At 34.8% G+C, this 16,362-nt stretch carries 28 protein-coding genes and 1 riboswitch; of the genes, 5 read left to right on the top strand and 23 right to left on the bottom strand.

Features of this window, described 5'->3' with window-relative positions; translation table 11 throughout:
• Positions 1–20: 20 nt before the first annotated feature.
• Genes rpmD through rpsH form a run of 5 tightly spaced genes read right to left on the bottom strand, consistent with a single transcriptional unit; the run spans position 21 to position 2,086 of the window.
• A complete protein-coding gene (gene rpmD / locus B4J88_RS00570) occupies positions 21–200 on the bottom strand; it encodes a 50S ribosomal protein L30 (RefSeq protein WP_038335538.1) in 180 nt (59 codons plus the stop codon).
• Positions 201–211: 11 nt separating this feature from the next.
• Complete coding sequence (gene rpsE / locus B4J88_RS00565) at positions 212–733, bottom strand: 30S ribosomal protein S5 (protein ID WP_114999014.1); 522 nt, start codon at positions 731–733, stop codon at positions 212–214.
• Positions 734–749: 16 nt separating this feature from the next.
• The gene (rplR, locus tag B4J88_RS00560; RefSeq protein ID WP_114999013.1) at positions 750–1,103 is read right to left on the bottom strand and encodes a 50S ribosomal protein L18; all 354 of its coding nucleotides are present in this window, start codon (positions 1,101–1,103) and stop codon (positions 750–752) included.
• Between the two features lie 13 nt (positions 1,104–1,116).
• Complete coding sequence (rplF, locus tag B4J88_RS00555; protein ID WP_219034155.1) at positions 1,117–1,662, bottom strand: 50S ribosomal protein L6; 546 nt, start codon at positions 1,660–1,662, stop codon at positions 1,117–1,119.
• Positions 1,663–1,684: 22 nt separating this feature from the next.
• Complete coding sequence (gene rpsH / locus B4J88_RS00550; protein WP_019974187.1) at positions 1,685–2,086, bottom strand: 30S ribosomal protein S8; 402 nt, start codon at positions 2,084–2,086, stop codon at positions 1,685–1,687.
• Positions 2,087–2,373: 287 nt separating this feature from the next.
• A riboswitch (TPP riboswitch) is annotated at positions 2,374–2,466 on the top strand.
• 82 nt (positions 2,467–2,548) lie between these two features.
• On the opposite strand from rpsH, the gene thiM reads away from it, so the two are divergent.
• The 5 genes from thiM to B4J88_RS00525 are packed head-to-tail and all read left to right on the top strand — an operon-like array spanning position 2,549 to position 6,078.
• The gene (thiM, locus tag B4J88_RS00545; protein ID WP_221853935.1) at positions 2,549–3,352 is read left to right on the top strand and encodes a hydroxyethylthiazole kinase; all 804 of its coding nucleotides are present in this window, start codon (positions 2,549–2,551) and stop codon (positions 3,350–3,352) included.
• Positions 3,342–4,001: a thiamine phosphate synthase gene (gene thiE, locus B4J88_RS00540; RefSeq protein ID WP_038335526.1), complete on the top strand. Its 660-nt coding sequence runs from the start codon at positions 3,342–3,344 to the stop codon at positions 3,999–4,001. Before thiM ends, thiE begins: the two co-directional genes overlap by 11 nt.
• Positions 3,976–4,812: a bifunctional hydroxymethylpyrimidine kinase/phosphomethylpyrimidine kinase gene (thiD, locus tag B4J88_RS00535; protein WP_038335524.1), complete on the top strand. Its 837-nt coding sequence runs from the start codon at positions 3,976–3,978 to the stop codon at positions 4,810–4,812. The genes thiE and thiD overlap by 26 nt, the downstream gene beginning before the upstream one ends.
• Entirely contained in the window at positions 4,796–5,458 is a 663-nt protein-coding gene (gene tenA / locus B4J88_RS00530) for a thiaminase II (RefSeq protein WP_038335522.1), read from the top strand. Before thiD ends, tenA begins: the two co-directional genes overlap by 17 nt.
• Complete coding sequence (locus B4J88_RS00525) at positions 5,443–6,078, top strand: HAD family hydrolase (protein WP_125349695.1); 636 nt, start codon at positions 5,443–5,445, stop codon at positions 6,076–6,078. The genes tenA and B4J88_RS00525 overlap by 16 nt, the downstream gene beginning before the upstream one ends.
• Before the next feature lie 71 nt (positions 6,079–6,149).
• Here the strand turns inward: B4J88_RS00525 and rpsN are convergent, their stop codons facing one another.
• The 18 genes from rpsN to rpsL form a co-directional block, all read right to left on the bottom strand.
• Positions 6,150–6,419: a 30S ribosomal protein S14 gene (gene rpsN, locus B4J88_RS00520; protein ID WP_019974193.1), complete on the bottom strand. Its 270-nt coding sequence runs from the start codon at positions 6,417–6,419 to the stop codon at positions 6,150–6,152.
• A 6-nt stretch (positions 6,420–6,425) separates the two neighbouring features.
• A complete protein-coding gene (rplE, locus tag B4J88_RS00515) occupies positions 6,426–6,989 on the bottom strand; it encodes a 50S ribosomal protein L5 (RefSeq protein ID WP_038335516.1) in 564 nt (187 codons plus the stop codon).
• A gap of 1 nt (position 6,990) precedes the next feature.
• Positions 6,991–7,305 carry a 50S ribosomal protein L24 gene (gene rplX, locus B4J88_RS00510; protein ID WP_038335509.1) on the bottom strand — a complete coding sequence of 105 codons (315 nt, stop codon included), beginning with the start codon at positions 7,303–7,305 and terminating at the stop codon, positions 6,991–6,993.
• Positions 7,306–7,314: 9 nt separating this feature from the next.
• Positions 7,315–7,683, bottom strand: a complete 369-nt coding sequence (gene rplN, locus B4J88_RS00505; RefSeq protein WP_019974196.1) for a 50S ribosomal protein L14 — start codon at positions 7,681–7,683, stop codon at positions 7,315–7,317.
• An 8-nt stretch (positions 7,684–7,691) separates the two neighbouring features.
• A complete protein-coding gene (rpsQ, locus tag B4J88_RS00500; protein WP_019974197.1) occupies positions 7,692–7,946 on the bottom strand; it encodes a 30S ribosomal protein S17 in 255 nt (84 codons plus the stop codon).
• 16 nt (positions 7,947–7,962) lie between these two features.
• Entirely contained in the window at positions 7,963–8,151 is a 189-nt protein-coding gene (gene rpmC, locus B4J88_RS00495) for a 50S ribosomal protein L29 (RefSeq protein WP_038335494.1), read from the bottom strand.
• A gap of 22 nt (positions 8,152–8,173) precedes the next feature.
• A complete protein-coding gene (rplP, locus tag B4J88_RS00490; protein ID WP_038335490.1) occupies positions 8,174–8,593 on the bottom strand; it encodes a 50S ribosomal protein L16 in 420 nt (139 codons plus the stop codon).
• 36 nt (positions 8,594–8,629) lie between these two features.
• Positions 8,630–9,352, bottom strand: coding sequence for a 30S ribosomal protein S3 (rpsC, locus tag B4J88_RS00485; protein WP_019974200.1), 723 nt, complete (start codon positions 9,350–9,352; stop codon positions 8,630–8,632).
• A gap of 4 nt (positions 9,353–9,356) precedes the next feature.
• Positions 9,357–9,773 (bottom strand): 50S ribosomal protein L22, encoded by a 417-nt coding sequence (gene rplV, locus B4J88_RS00480; protein ID WP_019974201.1) that lies wholly within the window; start codon positions 9,771–9,773, stop codon positions 9,357–9,359.
• A 9-nt stretch (positions 9,774–9,782) separates the two neighbouring features.
• The gene (gene rpsS / locus B4J88_RS00475; RefSeq protein WP_019974202.1) at positions 9,783–10,061 is read right to left on the bottom strand and encodes a 30S ribosomal protein S19; all 279 of its coding nucleotides are present in this window, start codon (positions 10,059–10,061) and stop codon (positions 9,783–9,785) included.
• Positions 10,062–10,064: 3 nt separating this feature from the next.
• On the bottom strand, positions 10,065–10,889 hold the full coding sequence (rplB, locus tag B4J88_RS00470) for a 50S ribosomal protein L2 (RefSeq protein ID WP_038335472.1): 825 nt from the start codon (positions 10,887–10,889) through the stop codon (positions 10,065–10,067).
• Positions 10,890–10,904: 15 nt separating this feature from the next.
• Entirely contained in the window at positions 10,905–11,189 is a 285-nt protein-coding gene (rplW, locus tag B4J88_RS00465; protein ID WP_038335466.1) for a 50S ribosomal protein L23, read from the bottom strand.
• Positions 11,190–11,199: 10 nt separating this feature from the next.
• Entirely contained in the window at positions 11,200–11,829 is a 630-nt protein-coding gene (gene rplD / locus B4J88_RS00460; protein ID WP_038335460.1) for a 50S ribosomal protein L4, read from the bottom strand.
• Positions 11,820–12,449 carry a 50S ribosomal protein L3 gene (gene rplC, locus B4J88_RS00455; protein ID WP_026357390.1) on the bottom strand — a complete coding sequence of 210 codons (630 nt, stop codon included), beginning with the start codon at positions 12,447–12,449 and terminating at the stop codon, positions 11,820–11,822. The genes rplD and rplC overlap by 10 nt, the downstream gene beginning before the upstream one ends.
• A 247-nt stretch (positions 12,450–12,696) precedes the next feature.
• The gene (rpsJ, locus tag B4J88_RS00450; RefSeq protein ID WP_019974208.1) at positions 12,697–13,002 is read right to left on the bottom strand and encodes a 30S ribosomal protein S10; all 306 of its coding nucleotides are present in this window, start codon (positions 13,000–13,002) and stop codon (positions 12,697–12,699) included.
• A gap of 10 nt (positions 13,003–13,012) precedes the next feature.
• Positions 13,013–15,136 (bottom strand): elongation factor G, encoded by a 2,124-nt coding sequence (gene fusA / locus B4J88_RS00445; RefSeq protein WP_180905902.1) that lies wholly within the window; start codon positions 15,134–15,136, stop codon positions 13,013–13,015.
• A gap of 6 nt (positions 15,137–15,142) precedes the next feature.
• Entirely contained in the window at positions 15,143–15,619 is a 477-nt protein-coding gene (gene rpsG / locus B4J88_RS00440; protein ID WP_019974210.1) for a 30S ribosomal protein S7, read from the bottom strand.
• A 12-nt stretch (positions 15,620–15,631) separates the two neighbouring features.
• Positions 15,632–16,015, bottom strand: coding sequence for a 30S ribosomal protein S12 (gene rpsL, locus B4J88_RS00435; protein WP_019974211.1), 384 nt, complete (start codon positions 16,013–16,015; stop codon positions 15,632–15,634).
• Between the last annotated feature and the right edge of the window lie 347 nt (positions 16,016–16,362).

Here is a 16,362-nt window from a genome sequence, read left to right as displayed (position 1 = left end):
TTTTAAAAGGTTAAAAGCGATTAAGCTCTTTCTACTACTACTAAGTGTGAGATTTTACGGATCATTCCTTCAATTTGAGGAGTTGATTCGTGCTCAACAACTTGATTCAACTTTTTTAAACCTAAAGCAACTAATGTAGCTTTTTGAGATTTATCACGGTTGATTGCACTACGTGTTTGTTTTACTCTTACTTTGCTCATTTTACTTTTTTTTAACCGTTGAATACTTTAGTTACAGAAATACCTCTTTGACGAGCAATAGTTTCTACAGAACGTAAGCTTAATAAAGCACGGAATGTAGCTTTTACTGCATTGTGAGGGTTAGAAGAACCTTTTGATTTTGATAATACATCATGTACACCAACTGATTCTAATACCGCACGTACTGTACCACCTGCAATTACCCCTGTACCTTTAGATGCTGGACGGATGAATACTTGCGCACCACCGAAACGAGCTTCTTGTTCGTGAGGAATTGTGTTGTTAAATAACGGGATACGTACTAAGTTTTTCTTAGCGTCTTCGATAGCTTTAGCGATTGCAGAAGCTACGTCTTTAGATTTCCCTAATCCGTAACCTACTACTCCGTTTCCGTCACCTACTACTACGATTGCAGAGAAACCAAATGCTCTACCTCCTTTTGTTACTTTAGTAACACGTTGTACTCCAACTAAACGATCTTTTAAATCTAAACCTGTTGGTTTTACTCTTTCTACGTTTTTAAATCCTAACATAATTTCTTTCTCTTTTTTAGAATTTTAATCCACCTTCTCTAGCACCATCTGCTAAAGCTTTGATTCTACCATGATATACGAAACCGTTACGATCAAAAACTACAGTTTCAATTCCTTTTGCAATAGCTTTAGCAGCTAATGCTTTACCAACTGATACAGAAACTTCAGATTTTGTACCTTCTACAGCAACACCTTTTTCACGAGATGATGCAGAAGCTAAAGTTACTCCATTGTTATCGTCAATAATTTGAGCGTAAATTTCTTTGTTAGAACGGTAAACTGATAAACGAGGTTTAGTTTCTGTTCCAAAAATATTTCGACGCACGCGTCTTTTTATTTTTTGTCTTTTTTCTACTTTAGATAATGCCATTTTTCAATGATTTTTATGCAGATTTACCTGCTTTTCTTCTAATAATTTCTCCTACGAATTTAATTCCTTTTCCTTTGTAAGGCTCTGGCTTACGGTAAGAACGAATTTTCGCTACAATCATTCCTAATAATTGATTATCATGAGATGATAATGTAATAATAGGATTTTTACCTTTTTCTGTTAAAGTTTCAACTTTAATTTCAACAGGTAATTCAATAACGATATTGTGAGAGAAACCTAATGACAAATCTAATTTTTGTCCGTTGTTAGATGCTCTATAACCAACACCAACTAATTCTAATTGTTTTTTAAAACCTTCTGTTACACCAGTAATCATGTTATTGATTAATGAACGGTATAAACCATGTAAAGCTTTGTTATCTTTAGAATCGTTTGGACGAACTACAGTTAAAACTCCGTCTTCGATTGTTAAATCAAATCCTTCTTTTAACTCTCTTGTCATTGTAATGTTGTTACCTTTTACAGTAACTACGTTATCTTTAAATTCAACAGTTGCTGCTGCAGGGATGTTGATATGTGCGTGTCCTATTCTTGACATAATTTCTTAATTTTTTAAAAGATTAATAAACAAAACATAAAACTTCACCACCTACATTCTCTTGACGAGCTTGTTTATCTGTCATCACACCTTTAGAAGTTGAGATGATAGCAACACCTAAACCGTTTAATACACGAGGTAATTCTTTAGATCCTGCGTATTGACGTAAACCTGGAGTTGAAGCTCTTTTGATTTTACGGATAGCTGGCTCTTTAGTAACTTTGTCGTACTTTAAAGCGATTTTAATTGTTCCTTGAGGTTGATCTTGTCCTTCGAATTTGTAGTTCAAGATGTAACCTTGTTCAAATAAGATCTTAGTGATCTCTTTTTTAATTTTAGATGCAGGAATTTCCACTACTTTGTGTCCTGCCATCATTGCATTTCTAACGCGAGTTAGAAAATCTGAAATTGGATCTGTATACATAAATAATTCTATAGTATAGCGCGTAAGCACTACTTTTAAAATTAAACTTTTACCAAAATGCACTATGCATTTGGGTTGCAAATATATTGCATATTTTTTAATTACAAACTATTAATCTAAATAATTTATTTTTAATCGTTTTATAACTAGGGATTAAGACAAAACATGAAACTCAATCTTTATATTTATTTATCTTTTTAATCGATCTCAACAATTAATTCTTGATGTAATCTTCTATTTTTATTCTTAAAAAATAGCTGAAAGTCAAAACAATTTATATAAATTTGATTTGGCTTTAGGGGTATTCTGAAAAGAATTGAGAGAGTCCCTTTGAACCTGATACGGTTAACACCGACGTAGGGAAAAGCAATATCTATGCAATTATTTAATATTTGCAACGCTTTATTTTCAAAGAAAATCCTCTTTAGCCATTAATTGTTTCATCTAAAAAATTATCAATTAATGGAAAATCTAATTATTCAAAATTTACATGCTGTCCGGACAAAAAATCCGCTTGTTCACAACATCACCAATTTTGTGGTGATGAACAATACTGCAAATGCTCTTTTGGCAATTGGAGCATCGCCTGTTATGATACATGCACACAAAGAAGTGGAAAATATCGTCAAAATCTCAAATGCATTAGTCATCAATATCGGAACTCTTGATGATTATTGGGCAGAAAGCATGCTAATTGCAGCAAAAAAAGCAGATCAACTGAATAAACCTTGGGTATTAGACCCTGTTGGAGCTGGAATTTCAACTTTCAGAAATGAACTTATAAAAGAACTGCTTCGCTATCATCCTACTGTCATAAGAGGAAATGCTTCAGAAATTTTAGCTTTAGATACCTTCGAAGCTGTTCAGGGAAAAGGAGTCGACAGTACACATCAAAGTAATCAAGCGATAAAAGCAGCACACAATTTAAACCAGAAAATTGGATCTGTTGTTTGCATTTCAGGTGCTTCAGATTTTATTGTATCCAACAATCCGATAATTGAAATTAAAAATGGTCATGAATTGATGACTAAAGTTACTGGTTTAGGTTGTTCAGCAACAGCTAGCATCGGTGCTTTTATTGGCCTTAATAAAAATCCTTTCCTCGAAACGGTTAGCGGCATGGCCATATTTAGTTTAGCAGGTGAATTGGCACAGAAAAAAAGTAATGGCCCAGGAACCTTACAAATGAATTTGTATGACACGTTATACCATATATCTGCAGAAGAAATTCAAACAAATTTGAAAATCTCAGTTTATGAAGATTAATCCAACTTTTCCTTATCCTTTGTATTTAGTCATTTCTGAAAAAGATTGTACGCATCTTCATTGGTTAGATGTTGCAGAGCAAGCAATTATAGGTGGGGTTGATATCATTCAGCTTCGGGAAAAAAATTGCACTGTCAGCGAGTATATTTCAAAAGCTACAATATTAAAAAAAATTACGGACCACTACAATATCCCTTTGATTATTAACGATTCATTAGAAGTCGCAACCGCTGTTAATCCTTGGGGAATACATGTCGGGCAGTCAGATATATTACCTTCTGAAATTCACAAAAATGCACAAGCTCTAAAAAATATTGGTTGGTCTTTAGAAATTATCAAACAGTTGAATGATGATGAAATGAAATATGTACATCATTTAGGGGTAAGTCCAATATTTTCGACTCCAACAAAAACCAATACGATTACTGAATGGGGTTTTGAAGGATTAAAATTTTTGAAAACTAAAACATCAAAACCATTGATTGCAATTGGCGGAATTAATGAAAGTAATATTGCTAAAATCATACAAGCCGGTGCAGATAGTGTTGCAATTGTTTCTGCAATTTGCGGAAGCAAAAATCCAAAAAAATCTGCCCAAATTTTAAAACAAATTATTAACGAAAATGAATACCATCCAAAAAGCATATAGTGTCTTAACAATTGCCGGATTTGACGGAAGCGGTGGCGCTGGCATACAAGCTGATACCAAAACAATTTCCGCTCATGGCTGTTATGCAACAAATGTATTGACAGCCTTGCCTGTTCAAAATACACAAGGCGTACAAAATATTTACGAAATTCCTGCACAAGCAATTCGTGAACAAATTCAATCCATATTAGAGGATATTTATCCTGATGCAATAAAAATTGGAATGGTTCATAGTGTTGAATTGGTTCATATCATTTCAGAGGAATTAAAAAATTACAATAGACCGATTGTTTATGACCCTGTCATGGTTGCGACAAGTGGACATCGGTTAATCAAAGAAGAAACACTTGAAGCTTGCATAGAAAAGCTTTTTCCTTTGGCCACGCTTATCACGCCAAATCTTGATGAAGCAAGTATTTTGGTAAATCATAAAATTGATTCTGCTGAATTGATGCTTTCTTATGGAGAAACGATTTTAAATTTAGGTTGTCAGAATCTTTTATTAAAAGGCGGACATCTTCAGCAAGAAAAAATTATCAGTTATTTATTTCAAAAAGAACAACCTGTACAAAGTTATACCTCTCAAAAAATAGAGACAAAAAATACGCATGGTTCAGGCTGCACACTATCTTCTGCAATTGCGTGTAATTTAGCTTTGGGGGTTTCACTCACACAAAGTGTACAACTAGCACAAGAATATGTTGAACAAGCAATATTAGGAAGTAAAGACCTAACAATTGGAAAAGGAAATGGACCTCTTAATCATTTATTTAATCCACAAAAATTAAAAACCTATGACATTCACAACTAAAGCTTGGGAAACCATCGCGCCTATTTACAATGATATTCTAAATATGCCTTTTATAATTGAATTGCAAAATGGGTCATTACCAATAGAGAAATTTCAGTTTTACATGTTACAAGATGCAAAATATTTGGAACATTTTGGGCGAGTATTAGCTGCCATTGGATCAAAATCTGAAGACAATCAACAAGCCATTGACTTTTTCGAATTCGGAAAAAATGCATTAATTGTTGAACGTGCTTTACACGAATCCTATTTTGAGGATTTTGGATTATCGCAAAACATCATCATCGAAACACAACCTGTTTGTCACCATTATTCACATTTCTTAAAAAGTACAGCTGCATTCGAACCTATTGAAATTGCATTAGCTGCTGTTTTGCCTTGCTTTTGGATTTATAAAGAAGTTGGTGATGAAATCATCAAAAATCAAACAAAAGAAAATAATCCATATCAAAAATGGATTGAGACCTATAGTGGAGATGAATTTGGTGAAGGTGTAAAAAAAGCGAAAAGTTATGTTGATAAGATTGCAGAAGGAGCAACTGAAAAAATAAAAGAACAAATGCTAGAAGCTTTTGTCAAAGCAAGCGAATTAGAATTTCAGTTTTGGAATGCATCTTATGAAAATATCACATGGGAAAGAAAATAAATGCCATCTTTTTTGATTTTGATGGGGTAATCGTAAATAGTCAACAATTATGGGAGCTGATGTTTGATGAAGTCATTAAAATATATCGGTTGGATACGATATGTTTGGTAGAAAATGACGGAATGAATTTCACAACAAATGAAGCAATCCAATTGATGTTAGAAAATCAGCAACGCTTTACAAATCATTTGTACGAGGAAATAATCGATTGGACAGAAAAATTTTATGTCGAAAACTTTCATCAGTTTGTACAATTAAATGACCACGTTGCTGAGATGTTGGAACATTTAAAAGCCAATCAAATTCAAATTGTTCTTGTTTCCAATTCCTCTAGAAGACAAATTAAGTATGCTTTTCAACAATTAAAACTTCATTCCTATTTTGATCACACTATTTCAGCAGATGATGTTTCAAAAGGCAAACCAAATGCAGAACCTTATTTAAAAGCTTTATCATTATGCGAAAAGCAAAAGGAAGAAGTTTTAGTTATCGAAGATTCACTCACCGGAATTAATTCAGCAAAAGATGCTGGTTTAAATTATAAAATTTACAACAATTCAGATTTTTGTCTTCAGCCAAATTACATAGCTGATTTTAGGGAATTGATCAAAGAAATATAAACCTTACAAAAACAAAAAAATCCTTACTCAATAAAGAGTAAGGATTTAATATTTCTAAAGCTATTGGTAAATTACCAAGACGCTTTTTTAACACCTGGGATTAACCCTTCGTTCGCCATTTCGCGGAAAGTTACACGAGAGATCCCGAAAGTTCTCATGTATCCTCTTGGACGACCTGTTAATTTACAACGGTTGTGTAAACGTACAGGAGAAGCGTTTTTAGGTAATTTTTGTAATGCTTCGTAGTCACCAGCTTCTAATAAAGCTTGACGTTTCGCAGCATATTTAGCAACTAATGCTTCTCTTTTGCGCTCACGCGCTTTCATTGATTCTTTAGCCATGACTTCTTATTTTTCTTTAGTAAATGGTAATCCGAATTTAGATAATAAAGCTTTTGCTTCTTTATCTGTGTTCGCTGAAGTTACAAAGGTAATATCTAAACCTTGAATTTTCTTGATTTTATCAATATTAATTTCTGGGAAGATAATTTGCTCTTTGATACCTAAGTTATAGTTACCTCTACCGTCGAAACCTGTAGAAGAAATACCGCTAAAGTCACGTACACGTGGTAAAGCTGCAGATACTAAACGATCTAAGAATTCGTACATTTTCTCACCACGTAAAGTTACTTTAGCACCAATTGGCATTCCTTTACGTAATTTGAAAGCTGCTTCATCTTTCTTAGAAATTGTTCCTACTGCTTTTTGACCAGTGATTAATTCTAACTCTTCGATAGCGTAATCAACGATTTTTTTGTCAGCTGTAGCCGCACCTAAACCTTGAGATAAAACAATTTTCTCTAATTTAGGAACTTGCATAATAGATTTGTATCCGAACTCTTCTTTAAGAGCAGCTACAATCTCTTCTTTATATTTAACCTGCGGACGAGGTGTGTATGTTGTTGTACTCATCTTAGATAGCTTTTCCTGATTTTTTAGCAATTCTTACTTTTTTCCCTCCTTCTTCTTTGATCGCTACTTTCGTTGCTTTCCCAGTTTCTGGATCTACTAAAGCCAATTTACATAAATAGATTTGAGCTTCTTTTTCAACAACTCCACCTTGTGGATTTTGTGCGCTTGGCTTTACACGTTTTTTTGCAATATTAACCCCTTCAACGATAGCTTTAGCTTTGTCAGGGAATACGCGTAACACAGTACCAGTTTGACCTTTGTTAGATCCTGATAAAACGACTACTTTGTCTCCTTTTTTAATTTTTAACTTTGCCATGTTGTTCTATTATAATACCTCTGGGGCTAATGATACAATTTTCATATATTCTTTATCACGTAACTCACGAGCAACTGGACCGAATACACGAGTACCACGCATTTCTCCTTGAGTGTTCAATAATACACATGCATTATCGTCGAAACGGATATATGAACCGTCTTTTCTACGAACTTCTTTTTTAGTTCTAACTACAACAGCTTTTGATACAGCACCTTTTTTAACGTTTCCTGAAGGTGTAGCTTCTTTGATCGCAACTACGATTTTGTCACCTACTGATGCGTATCTTCTTTTAGTACCACCTAAAACGCGGATTACTAATGCTTCACGAGCTCCTGTGTTATCTGCAACTTTTAATCTAGATTCTTGTTGTAACATAACTTATCTTATTTAGCTCTTTCAATGATTTCTACTAATCTCCATCTTTTGTTTTTAGACAAAGGACGAGTCTCCATGATACGCACTGTGTCACCTTCGTTACACTCGTTATTTTCGTCGTGCGCTGTATATTTCTTCGTTTTTAAAACGAATTTCCCATAGAATGGGTGCTTTTGCTTCTTAGTTTCAGCTACAACAATGGTTTTTTCCATTTTGTTTGATGTAACTAAACCTACTCTTTCTTTTCTTAATTTTCTTTCCATCAGTTACAGATTACTGTTATGATTGTTTTTCGTTTAACACGGTATTCAAACGAGCAATTGTTCTGCGTAAGTCTCTAATACCGATTGGATTTGCTACAGGAGAAACAGCGTTTGTCAATTTTAATTGATCGTAGTTCGCTTGTTCTTCAGCTATTTTAGCTTGTAACTCCTCAACACTTAGATTTCTAATATCTGCTGCTTTCATTTTTTCTTAATTTTTGAAATTATTAATTTTGGAAATCACGTGCAACGATAAACTTAGTCTTAACAGGTAACTTCTGAGCTGCTAAACGCAATGCTTCAGTTGCAACCTCTACTGGCACACCTCCTACTTCGAATAAGATACGACCTGGTTGTACAGGAGCTACCCAATATTCTGGTGCACCTTTACCTTTACCCATACGTACCTCTGCTGGTTTCTTAGTAATTGGTTTATCTGGAAATATTTTAATCCATAATTGACCCTCTCTCTTCATGAAACGAGTTGCAGCAATACGAGCTGCCTCGATTTGACGTGCTGTAATAAACGCTTCGTCTAAAGATTTGATCCCGAAAGTCCCGTAAGCTAATTGAGTTCCTCTGTGAGAAACACCTTTCATCTTACCTTTTTGGGTTTTTCTAAACTTTACTCTTCTCGGTGATAACATATCTACTTAATTCTTTATGTTAGTTGTTAAACTAAATTATCGCTTTCTATTATTAGATCTTTCACCTCCCTTTCTGTTGTTGTCAGATTTTTTTTGTTTTTTCTGTAATCCAACTAAAGGAGATAATTCTCTCTTACCATATACCTCACCTTTCATGATCCATACTTTGATCCCTAAACGACCATAAGTTGTATGAGCTTCTGAAATGTGGTAATCAATGTCTGCACGGAATGTAGACAAAGGAATACGTCCATCTTTATAAGTTTCAGAACGTGCCATCTCTGCACCGTTTAAACGACCAGAGATTTGAACTTTGATTCCTTCTGCGTTCATTCTCATTGCTGATTGAATTGCCATTTTAATAGCACGACGGTAAGAAATACGATTCTCAATTTGACGAGCGATACTATCCCCTACTAAGATTGCATCTAATTCTGGTCTCTTAATTTCGAAGATGTTAATTTGAACCTCTTTACCAGTGATTTTCTTTAACTCTTCTTTTAATTTGTCAACTTCTTGTCCACCTTTACCAATAATGATACCTGGACGAGCAGTAGTTACAGTTACTGTAACTAATTTTAAAGTACGATCGATGTAAATACGAGAAACTCCGGCTTTAGACAAACGTGCTCTTAAATAAGTACGAATTTTTGCATCTTCTGCAATTTTATCACCGTAATCATTTCCACCGTACCAGTTAGAATCCCATCCTCTGATGATTCCTAAACGATTTCCGATTGGATTAGTTTTTTGTCCCATATTCTTAATCTTGTACTTTTTGTTTATCTTCTTTAGTTCCTAAAACCAAAGTTACATGGTTTGAACGTTTTCTGATTCTATGTGCTCTACCTTGAGGTGCAGTACGAATTCTTTTTAATTGACGTGCACTATCAACAGAGATTTCTTTAACATATAATCCAGCTTCTTCAACATCAGCTCCTTCATTTTTGATTTGCCAGTTAGCGATAGCGCTTAATAACAATTTCTCTAAACGGATTGAAGCGTGGTTTTTAGTATATTTTAAAATACCTAAAGCTTTTTGAATTTCAACTCCACGGATAATATCTACTACTAATCTCATCTTACGAGGAGAAGTAGGAACATTATTTAATTTCGCAAAAGCTACCTGCTTGTTAGCTTCTTTGATTCTTTCGTTACTTAATCTTTTTCTAGATCCCATGGCCCTTTACTATTTTTTTCCTTTGTTTTTAGCTCCGGCATGACCTCTAAAAGTACGTGTAGGAGCGAACTCACCTAATTTATGACCTACCATATTCTCAGTAACATAAACAGGAATAAATTGCTTTCCGTTGTGTACTGCGATTGTTTGACCAACAAAATCAGGAGAAATCATTGATGCTCTTGACCATGTTTTGATCACGTTTTTGCTACCGCTTTCTACGTTAGCAAGAACTTTCTTTTCTAATTTATAGTGGATGAATGGTCCTTTTTTTAATGAACGTGCCATAAATTATTTTTTTCTTCTTTCAACAATATATTTGTTAGACGCTTTCTTCTTGTCACGAGTTTTGTAACCTTTCGCTGGAATACCGTTACGAGAACGAGGGATACCTCCTGTCGCACGACCTTCACCACCACCCATTGGGTGATCTACAGGGTTCATAACCATTGGACGAGTTCTTGGACGACGACCTTGCCATCTAGAACGACCAGCTTTACCAGAAACTTCTAACTGATGGTCTGTGTTAGAAACAACACCTACTGTTGCTTTACACTCCACTAAAATCATTCTTGATTCACCACTTGGTAACTTAACGATAGCATATTTACCATCACGCGCAACTAATTGAGCATAAGTACCTGCACTTCTTGCCATAACCGCTCCTTGCCCTGGACGTAACTCAATACAAGAGATTACTGTACCTAATGGCATGTTTTTAAGCTTCATAGCATTACCTACTTCTGGTTCTACGTTTTCACCTGAAACAATTACTTGTCCAGCTTTCAAACCATTTTGAGCAATAATGTAACGTTTTTCACCATCTTCGTAAGATAATAAAGCGATGAATGCAGTTCTGTTTGGATCGTATTGTACAGATTCTACAGTTGCAGCACCTTCTTTATCACGTTTGAAGTCGATGATACGATATTTTTGTTTGTGTCCACCACCGATATAACGCATTGTCATTTTACCAGTGTTGTTACGTCCACCCGATTTAGATTTTCCTTCAACTAATGTCTTTTCTGGCTTAGCATTTTTATCTACTGCCGCAAATTCATTAACCACTCTAAAACGTTGTCCCGGGGTGATAGGTTTTAATTTTCTTACTGACATTTTTTAATTCTTAAATTATCCGAACAACTCTATTTCTTGACCTTCAGCTAAGCTAACGATCGCTTTTTTCAACTTATTTGTTTTTCCAGTTTGAAAACCTGTTTTTGTGTAACGAGTTTTTACTTTTGGAGCAGATACTAAAGTACTAACAGAAACTACAGATACACCGTAAGTTTTTTCTACAGCTTCTTTAATTTGAATTTTGTTAGCTTTTGTGTCTACATAAAACGAATATTGCCCTAACAACTCACTGTTATTAGTTGCTTTTTCTGAAATTACTGGTTTAATTATGATTCCCATTTTCTTCGTCTTATTTTGTTAAATTTTCTTGAACTGTTGCTAAAGAACCTTCTAAAAATACGATTTGAGAAGCATTGATTAAATCAAATACATTTAATTCCTCAGTTGTAACAACTTTAACTTTTTGTAAGTTACGAGAAGATAAATATACATTGCTATTAGATTCACCTAATACGAATAATGATTTTGTGTTCTCTAATCCTAAATCAGTTAAAACAGTTTTGAACTCTTTAGTTCTTGGTGCTTCGAAAGAAAAGTTTTCAACAACTTTGATTTCATTCTCAGCTAATTTTTGTGATAAAACTGATTTTTTAGCTAATCTCTTTTGTGCTTTGTTTAATTTGAAAGAGTAGTTTCTTGGACGTGGTCCGAAAACTCTACCTCCTCCTCTAAACACTGGAGATTTGATAGAACCAGCACGAGCTGTACCTGTTCCTTTTTGCTTTTTGATTTTACGAGTTGATCCCGCAATCTCAGCTCTTTCTTTTGCTTTGTGCGTTCCTTGGCGTTGAGCTGCTAAATATTGTTTAACTTCTAAGTACACTGTGTGTGTAGAAGGCTCAATTCCGAAAACTGCCTCGTCTAAAGATACTGTTCTTCCAGTTTCTTGACCTTTGATGTTTAATACTACTACTTCCATCTTCTAACGATTACGTATGAATTTTTAGGACCTGGGATAGCACCTTTAACAATTAAAAGATTTTTCTCAGTATCCACTTTAAGTACTTTTAAGTTCTGAACAGTAACTTGTTTACCACCCATTCTTCCAGCCATACGCATTCCTTTGAATACACGAGATGGATCTGAACCAGCACCGATAGAACCTGGAGCTCTTAAACGGTTATGTTGACCGTGTGTAGCTTGACCTACCCCACCGAAACCATGACGTTTAACAACACCTTGGAAACCTTTTCCTTTTGAAGTACCTGTAACACTTACAAATTCTCCTTCGTTGAATAACTCAACGTTAACTTCTCCTCCTAATGTTAAAGAGTTTACGAATTCTTCTCCGTAAAACTCAACTAACTTTCTCTTTGGAGTAGTTCCTGCTTTTTTAAAGTGACCTTTTAAAGCATTAGTCGTGTTTTTTTCTTTTGCGTCATCGAAACCAAGTTGAGCAGCAACGTACCCATCTTTCTCTACGGTTCTGACTTGAGTAACCACACATGGCCCAGCCTCTACGATTGTCACAGGAATATTTTTCCCGTTCTCATCAAATAAGCTAGTCATCGCGATTTTTTTACCAATGATACCTGACATTTGATTAAAATATGTTAATAATTTGTTTAATATTTCAGAGAATGTGGACTTTCGACCACTAGAGATCTTCTCTAAAATTAGCATGCAAATGTATGAATTAATTTGTAAACAACAAACTTTCAATTGATTATTTTTCAAAAGTTTACAAACAGCGAAAAATATCAATCAAAGCATTCTTACAGTAATTCATAAAAAAACCCTGAGATGTGCACGTCTCAGGGTTTATATTTATTTAAAATACAGCTAACTATACTTTAATTTCTACTTCAACACCACTAGGTAATTCTAACTTCATTAAAGCATCAACTGTTTTAGATGAAGAAGAATAAATGTCTAATAATCTTTTGTGAGCTGATAATTGAAATTGCTCACGAGATTTTTTGTTAACGTGTGGAGATCTTAAAACTGTAAAGATTCTTTTGTGAGTTGGTAATGGAATTGGTCCATTAACAACAGCTCCTGTAGCTTTTACAGTTTTTACGATTTTTTCAGCTGATTTATCAACTAAAGAATAATCGTAAGATTTTAATTTTATTCTAATTTTTTGACTCATTTTTCTTGAATTAAGCGTTACCTTTTGCTTTAGCGATTACAGCTTCAGACACGTTTGTTGGTGCTGGAGCGTAGTGATCGAATTCCATTGTAGATGTAGCACGACCAGAAGATAATGTACGTAATGAAGTTACATATCCGAACATTTCTGCTAATGGAACCATAGCTTTAATAACTTTAGCGTTATTTCTATCATCCATTCCTGATACTTGACCACGACGACGGTTTAAGTCACCTACAATGTCTCCCATGTTTTCTTCTGGAGTTAAAACCTCTAACTTCATGATAGGCTCTAAGATTTGAGCACCAGCAGCTTTTGCAGCAGCTTTGTAACCCATTTGAGCAGCTAACTCGAAAGATAATTGGTCAGAATCCACAGGGTGGAAAGATCCATCTTTTAAAGTAACTTTTAACGAATCCATTTCGAATCCTGCTAAAGGTCCATTCTTCATTGCAGCTTTGAAACCTTTCTCAATAGAAGGGATAAATTCTTTTGGAACGTTACCACCTTTAATTTCTGAAACGAATTCTAAACCTACTTTTCCTTCATCTGCTGGTCCCATTTCGAAAACGATATCAGCAAATTTACCACGACCACCTGATTGTTTTTTGTAAACCTCACGGTGATTAGCTGGACGAGAGAATGATTCTTTGTACTCTACTTGAGGCTCTCCTTGGTTAACCTCTACTTTAAATTCACGTTTTAAACGGTCAACGATGATATCTAAGTGTAACTCACCCATACCAGAAATAACTGTTTGACCAGAAGCCTCATCAGTTTTTACTTGGAATGTTGGATCTTCTTCAGCTAATTTAGCTAAAGCCATACCTAATTTATCAACGTCAGCTTTCGTTTTAGGCTCAACTGCGATACCAATTACTGGATCTGGGAAGTCCATAGACTCTAATACGATAGGTGCTTTTTCATCACATAAAGTATCTCCTGTTTTGATATCTTTGAAACCTACTGCAGCTCCAATATCACCTGCTTCGATTCTCTCGATAGGCTCTTGTTTGTTAGCGTGCATTTGGAAGATACGAGAAATACGTTCTTTGTTACCAGAACGAGTATTTAATACGTAAGATCCAGCATCTAATCCACCTGAATAAGCACGGAAGAATGCTAAACGACCTACGAATGGGTCAGTAGCAATTTTGAATGCTAATGCTGCGAATGGCTCATCAACTGAAGGCTTTCTTGTGATAGGCTCGTCAGTTTTTGGGTCAGTTCCTGGGATCGCTTCTTTATCACTTGGTGATGGTAAGTAACGACATACAGCATCTAACATGAATTGTACACCTTTGTTTTTGAACGAAGATCCACAAGTCATTGGGATGATAGACATATCTAATGTTGCAGCACGTAATGCAGCGTGAACTTCTTCTTCAGTAATAGAGTTTTCGTCCTCCATGTACTTCTCTAATAAGTTCTCGTCATACGCAGCTACTTCTTCAATTAATTGACCACGGAATTGTCTTACATCGTCAACCATATCAGCTGGGATTTCAACAACATCAAATGTAGAACCATGATTCTCATCATGCCATACAATTGCACGGTTTTTAATTAAATCTACAACTCCTTTAAAGTCTGCTTCGTCACCGATTGGTAATACGATAGGAACAGCGTTTGATCCTAACATTTCACGTACTTGACGACATACATTTAAGAAGTCAGCTCCTTGACGGTCCATTTTGTTAACGAAACCTAAACGAGGAACTTTATAGTTATCTGCTAAACGCCAGTTTGTTTCAGACTGAGGTTCAACTCCGTCTACTGCTGAAAATAAGAAAACTAAACCATCTAAAACACGTAAAGAACGGTTTACCTCTACTGTAAAGTCAACGTGACCAGGAGTGTCGATAATATTAAAGTGGTATCCTTTAGCGTCTGGTAATGGTTTACCTTGCTCTGTTGGGAATGTCCAATCTACTGTTACAGCTGCAGAAGTAATTGTAATACCTCTTTCAGCCTCTTGCTCCATCCAGTCAGTTGTAGCTGATCCTTCGTGAGTTTCTCCAATTTTGTGATTCTTACCTGAATAGAATAAGATACGCTCTGTCGTTGTAGTTTTTCCTGCATCGATGTGAGCAGCAATACCAATGTTTCTTGTGTATTTTAAATCTCTTGCCATCGTGTATTAGAATCTAAAGTGAGAGAATGCTTTGTTAGCTTCTGCCATTTTGTGAGTATCTTGACGTTTTTTAACGGCAGATCCTTCTTCTTTAGCAGCTGCAATAATTTCTCCAGCTAATTTTTGAGCCATCGATTTCTCGTTTCTGTTACGAGAATATTTGATTAACCATTTCATTGCTGTTGAAATTTTACGGTCTGGACGAATTTCCATTGGAATTTGGAATGTAGCTCCACCAACACGGCGAGAACGTACTTCTACGTGAGGCATTACATTAGATAATGCTTCTTTCCAAATGTCTAATGAAGTTTTTTCTGCATCTTCTTTACGAGAATCTACGATTTCTAACGCATCATAGAAAATTTTGAATGCTACAGATTTTTTTCCGTCGTACATTAAGTTGTTTACGAAACGAGTTACTAACTGATCATTAAATTTAGGATCTGGAAGTAAAGGTCTTTTTTTAGCTCTTGTCTTTCTCATCTTACCTTAAATTTATTTTTTAGCATCTTTAGGACGTTTCGCTCCATACTTACTTCTACGTTGAGTACGTCCGTTTACTCCCGCAGTATCTAACGCTCCACGTACAATGTGGTAACGCACACCTGGTAAATCTTTAACTCTACCTCCTCTAACCAATACTATCGAGTGCTCTTGAAGATTATGACCTTCACCACCGATGTACGCGTTAACTTCTTTCCCGTTTGTTAATCTAACACGAGCAACTTTACGCATTGCTGAGTTAGGTTTCTTAGGAGTTGTAGTGTAAACACGTGTACAAACACCGCGGCGTTGTGGACATGATTCCAATGCAGCCGATTTACTCTTCTTGGTTAGTTTTTTTCTACCTTTTCTAACTAATTGTTGAATTGTTGGCATACTAATTAAATTTCCTTTTAAATTTGGATTAAACCCATTTTTTGGGCATGCAAAACTACAAATAATTTATACAAAAACAAATAATAATGGATTTATTTTACATTGATTTATAATTTTTTAAAGAATTATAAACTATATTTTACAGAATTTTAATTCAAGAATAACAAAACAAGTAAATTATCAATAAACCTAATTTTTGATAAGTGATAGTATCTTATCTACATCTATTGACAACAAAATTTATTAAAACTTTATCCTATATTATTTTTCTCTAAGCTAATAACTTTTCGTATTTTTAATTAATCTGAATATCATATAATTATCAATACCCGTAGTGCATTTAGATA

Origin of the sequence: Empedobacter sp. UBA5036, assembly GCF_002415215.1 — a bacterium.
Classification (GTDB): domain Bacteria; phylum Bacteroidota; class Bacteroidia; order Flavobacteriales; family Weeksellaceae; genus Empedobacter; species Empedobacter falsenii_B.
The sequence above is the reverse complement of the archived record's forward strand: the minus strand, read 5'-3'. Positions and strand labels throughout refer to the sequence as shown.

What these genes read in the sequence shown, in the direction of transcription:
- rplW (WP_038335466.1), bottom strand. Translation starts at nt 11,189, where the DNA reads ATGGGAATCATAATTAAACCAGTAATTTCAGAAAAAGCAACTAATAAC.
- rplF (WP_219034155.1), bottom strand. Translation starts at nt 1,662, where the DNA reads ATGTCAAGAATAGGACACGCACATATCAACATCCCTGCAGCAGCAACT.
- rplP (WP_038335490.1), bottom strand. Translation starts at nt 8,593, where the DNA reads ATGTTATCACCGAGAAGAGTAAAGTTTAGAAAAACCCAAAAAGGTAAG.
- rpsC (WP_019974200.1), bottom strand. Translation starts at nt 9,352, where the DNA reads ATGGGACAAAAAACTAATCCAATCGGAAATCGTTTAGGAATCATCAGA.
- rpsH (WP_019974187.1), bottom strand. Translation starts at nt 2,086, where the DNA reads ATGTATACAGATCCAATTTCAGATTTTCTAACTCGCGTTAGAAATGCA.
- rplR (WP_114999013.1), bottom strand. Translation starts at nt 1,103, where the DNA reads ATGGCATTATCTAAAGTAGAAAAAAGACAAAAAATAAAAAGACGCGTG.
- rpsE (WP_114999014.1), bottom strand. Translation starts at nt 733, where the DNA reads ATGTTAGGATTTAAAAACGTAGAAAGAGTAAAACCAACAGGTTTAGAT.
- rpsS (WP_019974202.1), bottom strand. Translation starts at nt 10,061, where the DNA reads ATGGCACGTTCATTAAAAAAAGGACCATTCATCCACTATAAATTAGAA.
- fusA (WP_180905902.1), bottom strand. Translation starts at nt 15,136, where the DNA reads ATGGCAAGAGATTTAAAATACACAAGAAACATTGGTATTGCTGCTCAC.
- rplC (WP_026357390.1), bottom strand. Translation starts at nt 12,449, where the DNA reads ATGTCAGGTATCATTGGTAAAAAAATCGCGATGACTAGCTTATTTGAT.
- tenA (WP_038335522.1), top strand. Translation starts at nt 4,796, where the DNA reads ATGACATTCACAACTAAAGCTTGGGAAACCATCGCGCCTATTTACAAT.
- rplE (WP_038335516.1), bottom strand. Translation starts at nt 6,989, where the DNA reads ATGAGTACAACAACATACACACCTCGTCCGCAGGTTAAATATAAAGAA.
- rpsG (WP_019974210.1), bottom strand. Translation starts at nt 15,619, where the DNA reads ATGAGAAAGACAAGAGCTAAAAAAAGACCTTTACTTCCAGATCCTAAA.
- thiD (WP_038335524.1), top strand. Translation starts at nt 3,976, where the DNA reads ATGAATACCATCCAAAAAGCATATAGTGTCTTAACAATTGCCGGATTT.
- thiE (WP_038335526.1), top strand. Translation starts at nt 3,342, where the DNA reads ATGAAGATTAATCCAACTTTTCCTTATCCTTTGTATTTAGTCATTTCT.
- rpmC (WP_038335494.1), bottom strand. Translation starts at nt 8,151, where the DNA reads ATGAAAGCAGCAGATATTAGAAATCTAAGTGTTGAGGAGTTACAAGCT.
- rplX (WP_038335509.1), bottom strand. Translation starts at nt 7,305, where the DNA reads ATGGCAAAGTTAAAAATTAAAAAAGGAGACAAAGTAGTCGTTTTATCA.
- rplD (WP_038335460.1), bottom strand. Translation starts at nt 11,829, where the DNA reads ATGGAAGTAGTAGTATTAAACATCAAAGGTCAAGAAACTGGAAGAACA.
- rpsQ (WP_019974197.1), bottom strand. Translation starts at nt 7,946, where the DNA reads ATGGAAAGAAAATTAAGAAAAGAAAGAGTAGGTTTAGTTACATCAAAC.
- rplB (WP_038335472.1), bottom strand. Translation starts at nt 10,889, where the DNA reads ATGTCAGTAAGAAAATTAAAACCTATCACCCCGGGACAACGTTTTAGA.
- rplN (WP_019974196.1), bottom strand. Translation starts at nt 7,683, where the DNA reads ATGTTACAACAAGAATCTAGATTAAAAGTTGCAGATAACACAGGAGCT.
- rpmD (WP_038335538.1), bottom strand. Translation starts at nt 200, where the DNA reads ATGAGCAAAGTAAGAGTAAAACAAACACGTAGTGCAATCAACCGTGAT.
- thiM (WP_221853935.1), top strand. Translation starts at nt 2,549, where the DNA reads ATGGAAAATCTAATTATTCAAAATTTACATGCTGTCCGGACAAAAAAT.
- rpsN (WP_019974193.1), bottom strand. Translation starts at nt 6,419, where the DNA reads ATGGCTAAAGAATCAATGAAAGCGCGTGAGCGCAAAAGAGAAGCATTA.
- rpsJ (WP_019974208.1), bottom strand. Translation starts at nt 13,002, where the DNA reads ATGAGTCAAAAAATTAGAATAAAATTAAAATCTTACGATTATTCTTTA.
- rpsL (WP_019974211.1), bottom strand. Translation starts at nt 16,015, where the DNA reads ATGCCAACAATTCAACAATTAGTTAGAAAAGGTAGAAAAAAACTAACC.
- B4J88_RS00525 (WP_125349695.1), top strand. Translation starts at nt 5,443, where the DNA reads ATGGGAAAGAAAATAAATGCCATCTTTTTTGATTTTGATGGGGTAATC.
- rplV (WP_019974201.1), bottom strand. Translation starts at nt 9,773, where the DNA reads ATGGGATCTAGAAAAAGATTAAGTAACGAAAGAATCAAAGAAGCTAAC.